The sequence below is a fragment of the Achromobacter sp. Marseille-Q0513 genome (assembly GCF_018195695.1).
Taxonomy (GTDB): Bacteria; Pseudomonadota; Gammaproteobacteria; order Burkholderiales; family Burkholderiaceae_B; genus Achromobacter.
Window position 1 is genome coordinate 1 of sequence record NZ_JAGTJY010000279.1, and the last position, 5,183, is coordinate 5,183.

The following is a 5,183-nucleotide window of genomic DNA, read 5'->3' on the forward strand; positions in this document are numbered from 1 at the left end:
GCGCGCAGGCGCGGCGTCCGCCTCCTGAACCCAACGGCCGCGCGCGCGGCCCGCAACCATGATGACTCCCGCTGAAATCCTGCAAGCCTATGCCAGCCTGGGCTGGAAGAACAACAACGACCCGATGGCACAGGTGCTGGCGCTGCGGCGCGAGGATCCGGCCGCGTTGGGCGAGCTGGTGCTGGGCTTCCTGGACAGCGGGCAGAAGCACTCGACCTTCATCGATACCGCGCTGGATCTGATGGACGATGCATCGTATGCCGCCACGCTGCGGCGGGTCTGGCAGGATGCGCAGGACGGCAAGCACGGCGAGGCGATGGAAGAGGTGCTGGATTCGGCGGCGCTGCAATGGCCTGAACTGTATTCTGGTCGCTGGGAGCAGCTGCTGGCGGCGACGCGCGCCGAAGCCGGCGGGCCGCGCTACTACGCGGACTTCGCCTGGCGCGCGATGGACGCGGCCACGGCGCATGAATGGTTGGACCGGCTGGATGGCGAGACCGACGAAACGTTGCGGCGCAGCCGCGCCGTGGCCTTGCTGCATGCGCGCCTGCCCGACGTGACGCTGGAGGCCTGGCGCCGGGCCTGCGCCGGACAGCCGGACATGGACCAGGAGGCCTGGATGGACCTGCTGGGCTACGCGCTGGAAGAGGGCGGACTGCGGCCTCTGCATGACAGCCGCCCGCTGCACATCTCCGCCAGCGCCGCGCAGCGCCGTCACATGGACGCCTCGCAACCGGCGTGGCGGCGCGAGATCCGCGCGCTGCATCCGACCTGGAAGCGCTTCGACGGCCCCGGCAAGGACGCCACGGCGGCGCAGCAGGCGGGCATGGGCGGCGCATTGCCGGGTACTTGCGGCCTGTGCCATGGCCCGCTGCATCGCCTGCTGTCGCTCGATCAGCCGGCGCGCGCCGGCGTCGCCTGCGACGGCCCGCTGAGCTTCGGCGTCTGCCTGTCCTGCCTGGGTTGGGAGGAATCTACGCTGTTCTATCGGCATGACGCCGAGGGCCTGCCGCAAGCCCATCCCACGCAGCGCAAGGACGTGGCGATCGAGCCGCAGTTTCCCGCCGAACCGCTGGCGTCGGCCGAGGTCACGCTGTTCGAGGCGCCCGCGCGCTGGGCCTGGCAGGACTGGGGCGACTCGAACGGCCAGCAGAACCTGAGCCGCGTCGGCGGCGCGCCCAGCTGGGTGCAGCAGGCCTGGTATCCGCCTTGCCCCGATTGCGGCCACAAGATGTCCTTCGCCTTCCAGCTGGACTCGGACCTGCCGCAGGACGACGGCAACGAATGGATGTGGGGCAGCGGCGGTTGCAACTACAGCTTCTGGTGCGCTCATTGCCGCGTCAGCGGACATTTCTGGCAGTGCACCTAGTCTGCCGTCCCGCAGATGCGCCCGCAAGAAATCCGCCCCTGGCCGCCATGGCGCCGGCCAGCCCCGGGCCGGCGGCCGGCGGTGTATTCTCGCAGTCGTGCGGCGCCTGCATGACAGGCTGTCCAGGCACATCCGAACCCGCCGGCCGGCGCCGATCCCGCGCCGGGCCGCTTCGAGAATAGACAGGAGACAAGCATGTTATTGACCGAAGAGCAGCAGAGCGTCCAGGAGATGGCGCGCCGTTTCGCCCAGGAGCGCCTGGCGCTCGGATCCGAACGCTGGGACCGCGAGCACGAGTACCCCGCCGAGGCGATCCGCGAGATGGCGGAGCTGGGCTTCTTCGGCATGCTGGTGCCCGAGGAATGGGACGGCAACGCCAGCGGCTATCTGTCCTACGCCGTGGCGCTGGAGGAGATCGCGGCCGGCAACGGCGCCTGCTCCACCATCATGAGCGTGCACAACTCCGTGGCCTGCATGCCGATCCTGAAATTCGGCACCGACGAACAGAAGGAACGCTTCCTGCGACCGCTGGCGCGCGGCGAGCATATCGGCGGCTTCGCGCTGACCGAGCCGCAGGCCGGTTCGGACGCCAGCAGCCTGCGCACCCGCGCGCGCCGCGATGGCGACCACTACGTGATCAACGGCGCCAAGCAGTTCATCACGTCCGGGCGCACCGGCCAGACCGTGATCGTGTTCGCCGTCACCGACCCGGACGCCGGCAAGCGCGGCATCTCGGCCTTCATCGTGCCGACCGACACCCCGGGCTACCAGGTCGTGCGCGTCGAGGACAAGCTCGGCCAGAATCTGTCCGACACCTGCCAGATCGCCTTCGAGGACATGCGCATCCCGGCCGCCTGGCGGCTGGGTGAGGAAGGCCAGGGCTACAAGATCGCGCTGGCCAACCTGGAAGGCGGCCGCATCGGCATCGCCTCGCAGTCGGTGGGCATGGCGCGCGCGGCCTTCGAGTGCGCGCGCGACTATGCGCGCGACCGGCAGGCCTTCGGCAAGCCCATCATGGAGCACCAGGCCGTGGCCTTCCGCCTGGCCGACATGGTCACGCGCATCCACGCGGCAAGGCAGATGGTGCTGCACGCGGCGGCGCTGCGCGAGGCCGGCAGGCCGGCGCTGACCGAAGCCTCGATGGCCAAGCTGTATGCGTCCGAGATGGCCGAGCAGGTCTGCTCGGCGGCGATCCAGACGCTGGGCGGCTATGGCTACCTGAAGGACTTCCCGGTCGAACGCATCTATCGCGACGTGCGCGTTTGCCAGATCTACGAGGGCACCAGCGACATCCAACGCCTGGTGATCGCCCGCAGCCTGGCCTGAACGCCGTTCCTTCCACACCCGCCGGAGCGTCGCTCGTGGGCACCACCAACTACGTCGATACCTTCATTCTTGCATCGGCCGACAGCAAGGCGCGGGCGGGCGTGGCGCCCGCCAGGCCGGGCACGGTGGCGGCCCTGCAATACGGTTTGCTGCGCGACGCGCCGTATCGCTACACCAGCGACGAACTGCTGTTCGAAGTGCATGCGAGCCGGCAGGGCATCGACCAGGCCGGCCGCAAGGCGGCCTGGGATGCCTTCTTCGCCCGGTCGCAGGCGTGCCTGCGGGCCTCGCCGCTGGTCAAGCAATTCGGCTGGGGCCTGCATCACGACGGGCAGGGCAAAGTGGCGCTGGTGGGGGTGGAAACGGACGCCTACCGCCGGCTGGCGGCCGACCAGGCATTGAAGGTGGTGCCGGGCATGCGCAGCAGCCGGGCCGGATAGGGGTGTTCTTGCCTTGCTGGATCGCGGGTCGCGATCAGCGGCGATGACTACCGGACGCAACTACCGGATGCAACTACCGGGCGGACTTTGCGGGCGCATCTACCAGGCGCACCTACCGGCCGTGCCGCGCGGTTCGCTGGCGCCGCAGCCACACTCCATAGACGACGAGATTGCCGGCGATCAGCAAGGTGGCCAGCACGATCTGCGTCTCGCGGGTCAGCCCGTCCGGATAGATGGCGGCGGTCAGATAGTGCTCGATGAAGCCGCCGGCATAGCCTTGCTGGCCAGCGCGCGCGCGTAGCGCGTTTTCCAGCGGCGTCAGCGGACAGAGCCAGCCCATCCCGATCACCAAGGCGCCCCAGGCCAGCGCGGGCAGGTGCAGCCACGCCAGGCGTGGACGCCACAATGCCAGCAGGCCGCCGAACATCACGAAGGCGATGAAGGCAGCATGGAATGCCAGCACCAGGTCGGCGAGCGCGCGGTAGAGCACGATGATGGTCCGCGATCAGGTCTTCAGGTCGCGCAGCAGCTTGGCCAGCTCGGGCGCCTGCATCAGCGAGACGCCGTTTGCGCGCGCGTATTGCAAGGCGGTGTCGGGCACCTCGCCCAGGGCGATGCAGATGGCTTCGCGCGCGCCGCGGCGTTCGCGTTCGGCCTGCAGTTCGCGCAAGGGCTCGACGCCGACGCGCGCCGCCTTCCAGCGCCGGGCGCCGACGATGGCGACGTGGCCGTCCTTGCTCAGGGCGAAATCGGCGCCGGGCGCCTGCAGGCGTTCGACCTCGCAGCCGTCGCGCTGAAAGCCGGCTTGCACCGTGCGGGAAAAATCCGTCCAGGACATCGCTGCGGCGGCCTGCGCCACGGCCTGCACGCGCGTCTCGGACGGCGCGCGCAACTGCTTCCAGGCCGCCATGATGGCGATCACGGCGAAGGGGATGGCGGCGAACACGCCCATGGCCGCGTATTCCAGCGGCAGCGCGGCGAAACCGCCCACGCTCAGCAGCACCGCGATGGCCGCGCTGATCCACCAGGGCGAGCGCAGCAGCACCGCGAAGATGGAATTCCTGGGCATCTTGAATTTCATGGCGGATCGGGCTCGGTGGGTGGCAGGGGCGGGGTCAGGCCGCGGCGTCGGCGTCGTCGCCGTCGCGCACCACGATGCGCAGGTCGCCGATGTCGACGATCTGGCCGGCGCGGATCTTGGCGGTCTTGCGGTGCTCGACCACGCCGCCCACGCTCACATGCCCCTCGGCGACGAGCATCTTGCCGGCGCCGCCGCTGTCGCAGGCGCCGGTGGCCTTGAGCAGCTGGTTCACTTCAATATAAGGACAGCCGGGCGCGAGCGTGAATTCGATGATGGGCATGGCGAGGGAAATATGCAGGAAGGCGGACGTCAGGCCGGACCATTGGCGGCCGGCGGATTGGCGGGCGGCGGCGGGTTGCCGGCCGAAGGCACGTCGCCGGGCGCGCGGGCGCTGGGCTCGGCGCGCGCCATCCAGGCGATCAGCGAGGAGCGCATGGCTTCCTCCACCGACATCTGGATCGGCTGCACCCATTCCTGCGGCACGAACACGGTGTAGCCGCCAATCATGTAGCCCATGGGCAGGTAGACCGCCACGCGCGCGCCCGGGCTGAAGCCTTCGGGCAGGCCGTCCATGTTGCGCCGGGTCACCAGGCCGACCAGTTCCAGCTGCTGGCCGGGAATGCGCAGGATCACGACCTGCTGCGCATTGGTCTTGGCGCTGGGCGAGAAATAGTCGGCGAAGCTCTTGAGCGAGGAATAGATGCTCTTGACGACGGGCAGGTTGGTGAAGGGCGTTTCGACGAGCGCCAGGACGCGCTTGACGCGCTCCTTGGACACCAGGTAGCCGATCAGCAGGATGCCCAGGATGCCCAGGGCCAGGCCCATGCCCGGCACGTAGAAGCCGCCGATGAATGGGCGCAGGAAGGTCAGCGCCACGGCTTCGGTCCAGGCCAGGAAGATATACAGCAGGTATACCGTCAGGGCCAGGGGCAGGACCGTGATCAGGCCACGGAAGAAGTATTTATAG

At 69.1% G+C, this 5,183-nt stretch carries 7 protein-coding genes; 3 read left to right on the top strand and 4 right to left on the bottom strand.

Going from position 1 to position 5,183, the window contains the following annotated elements; all coding sequences use genetic code 11:
* The first annotated feature begins 58 nt into the window (after positions 1-58).
* The 3 genes from KDH83_RS29280 to KDH83_RS29290 all read left to right on the top strand — a co-directional run bounded on the left by KDH83_RS29280 (position 59) and on the right by KDH83_RS29290 (position 3,135).
* Complete coding sequence (locus KDH83_RS29280) at positions 59-1,369, top strand: hypothetical protein (RefSeq protein WP_212322264.1); 1,311 nt, start codon at positions 59-61, stop codon at positions 1,367-1,369.
* 195 nt (positions 1,370-1,564) lie between these two features.
* A complete protein-coding gene (locus tag KDH83_RS29285) occupies positions 1,565-2,695 on the top strand; it encodes an acyl-CoA dehydrogenase family protein (RefSeq protein WP_212322266.1) in 1,131 nt (376 codons plus the stop codon).
* A gap of 35 nt (positions 2,696-2,730) precedes the next feature.
* A complete protein-coding gene (locus KDH83_RS29290) occupies positions 2,731-3,135 on the top strand; it encodes a DUF6157 family protein (RefSeq protein WP_212322268.1) in 405 nt (134 codons plus the stop codon).
* A gap of 112 nt (positions 3,136-3,247) precedes the next feature.
* On the opposite strand, the gene KDH83_RS29295 is transcribed toward KDH83_RS29290, so the two are convergent.
* The 4 genes from KDH83_RS29295 to KDH83_RS29310 form a co-directional block, all read right to left on the bottom strand.
* On the bottom strand, positions 3,248-3,625 hold the full coding sequence (locus KDH83_RS29295) for a DUF2784 domain-containing protein (protein WP_212322270.1): 378 nt from the start codon (positions 3,623-3,625) through the stop codon (positions 3,248-3,250).
* A gap of 15 nt (positions 3,626-3,640) precedes the next feature.
* Complete coding sequence (locus tag KDH83_RS29300; RefSeq protein WP_212322272.1) at positions 3,641-4,216, bottom strand: restriction endonuclease; 576 nt, start codon at positions 4,214-4,216, stop codon at positions 3,641-3,643.
* 34 nt (positions 4,217-4,250) lie between these two features.
* A complete protein-coding gene (locus KDH83_RS29305) occupies positions 4,251-4,496 on the bottom strand; it encodes an RNA-binding S4 domain-containing protein (protein ID WP_212322274.1) in 246 nt (81 codons plus the stop codon).
* A 29-nt stretch (positions 4,497-4,525) separates the two neighbouring features.
* On the bottom strand, positions 4,526-5,183 hold a 658-nt coding region (locus tag KDH83_RS29310), incomplete at its 5' end, for a DUF502 domain-containing protein (RefSeq protein ID WP_212322276.1).